This window comes from Gilliamella sp. X-60, from assembly GCF_057063585.1.
The window spans coordinates 1-2,120 of the sequence record NZ_JBXSQJ010000047.1 but is presented as its reverse complement, the minus strand read 5'-3'; the positions used below and the strand labels follow the sequence as shown (position 1 = coordinate 2,120).

Below are 2,120 nucleotides of genomic sequence, written 5' to 3'. Positions count from 1 at the left end.
ATAGATATTATCCTGTGTACCCAGTTCAATGCCTTCACCGCTGATTTTGATATAAGAGCCACCGCAAATGAGCGTGAGGTTGTCTTTGGCGGTAATGGTGACTTTACCATCGACACTATCCACTTTAATATCTTGCTTGGCAGCCATGTTGAGGTTGGCATTTTGGGCTTGCACTTCAATATCACCTTGGTTGGCAAATAGTTTCATGCCTGATTTTTGGGCAAATAAGCCAATCGCCTCGCCCGCTGAAAGGGTGACGTTGTTTAAAGCGTTAATGTCGGTTTGATGTCCGCTAGTTAAGGTGAGGCTGCTCGCTGTTGTCAGTTGAATATTTTCAGGGCTGGTTAGGGCTATGCCTTCTTGAGCGTAGGCTAAAATGTCACTTTGGGTTAGCTCACTTAAGTTGGCTTTAAGTTGCGCTTGGCTGTCGGTATCGGCGCTGTGCGCTTCGGACTGGGTAGCGGCATTTTGTAGGGCTTTGGCAATGGATAAGGCATTTTCAAGTTGGGCAATCGCTGCTTGCATATCGAGCTGTTTGCCTTGCGCTTTCGGCTGGGTTTGGGTGGTTAAGTATAAGCCTTTGTTAGCGGCAATCGCCCCCCATTCGTCGGTGCGCAGTTCAAAGCCCTCACCACGTTGTCCTTTTTTATTATCGACCAAATGCCCTAAATTAAGTTGGCTTTTGCCGTATTCGGTGGCGATTTTAATATGCTCTTTCCCGCGTTTATCATCCATGCGTAGTTTGTTATTAGCCGGCGTGCGAATCACATTGCGGTGTTTGTTAATGGTGGTGATAGGGTCAGGGTGAGCACTATCATGCATTGCATGGGCAATATACGGCCGGTCAGGATTGCCCTGCATAAAGGCAATGGCTACTTCAGTGCCGTCAATTAAGGGAAAGTGAAAACCATAGGTGTTACCCGCATACGGTTTGGCTAAGCGTACCCATAAGCTTTCCGTGCCACTTTTCCATTGTTTCAGGTCGACATTAAATTTAACCCGATAGCGCCCTTGCGGGTCGATATAGCCATAGGTGTCATGATTAGGACTGGTGACGCGGGCAGGTAAAGTGCCACTGACTTGCGGCCAACGTATGGGCGCGGGGCGATAGGGTTTTAAGGCTTGATAGGGAATGGCGGTAAAGGTGAGTTCATAGGCATCAGTGCGGTTACCTTGCCCCTGTACACTTAAAATGATGATACCGTCATTAATATCTGCCAGCGGACTGCCGTTGAGGTTAATCCATTGACCGGGGGCAAGGTTGTAGTGGTTACTCTTACCTTTGAGGATAATTTGCTGGCTAATAGCTTGCTCATGACGAATACGGGCATACCACTGACCGCTTTCAATCTGATTATCGTGAGTGTTATTGTCATTATCACGATTATCATTATTATCATCATCACCGTTATTATCGCCACTAGTTTGCGAGTTGTCTTGTCCGTTACTATCTAAACCTTTATAGTGCTCAGCATAACGGTAGTCAGTGCCATAGGTGGTAAGGTCTTTGGGTTGGGTGTTAACTTCGCCCTGTAAATCGGCGAGGGCATCACGGTAGTTATAGTCTTGTACTTTGACTGAGGAGACCACTACTTCACTATGCAAGGTAATATCCCACACACTTTCAACCCCCGTATCAGCCATACCACTGGGCGGTTTATAGTCAATATCGGCCACCTGCGCATAACCTTGCTCATAATCACTTAACACCATCACATCACAGTGGTGCTCAGCGTGCGTTTCAAAGCGAAACCAGATACCGACATCGGCCAATAAGCGTTGAATAAAGGCAAGGTCACTTTCTTGCCATTGGGTGATAAACTCCCGCTCTGGGTAGCTGTCTTTTAACTCTAAACGGTAATCAATGCCCGTCAGACCATGACTACGCAGCACTTCTTCAACCACACTCACCACACTTTGATTTTGAAATATGGCATTATGTTGCCCGACATTCAGCCGTGCTAAGCACGAGGATAACACCACCTGATAATGGGCTTCATCTTTATTGACCGATAACTGACTAAATTCGGTAATCACCCCATGCAAGGTGCGTTTATTCGTCAACGTGGGTGAATCACTTAATGAGCGGATAGCGGAAGTTAATGGTTTATTGATAACCG

General features: G+C 46.7%; 1 protein-coding gene. It reads right to left on the bottom strand.

Features of this window, described 5'->3' with window-relative positions; genetic code table 11:
* The coding region (locus tag ACYIAM_RS12950) for a type VI secretion system Vgr family protein (RefSeq protein ID WP_483748549.1) at positions 1–2,120 on the bottom strand (2,120 nt) is incomplete at both ends.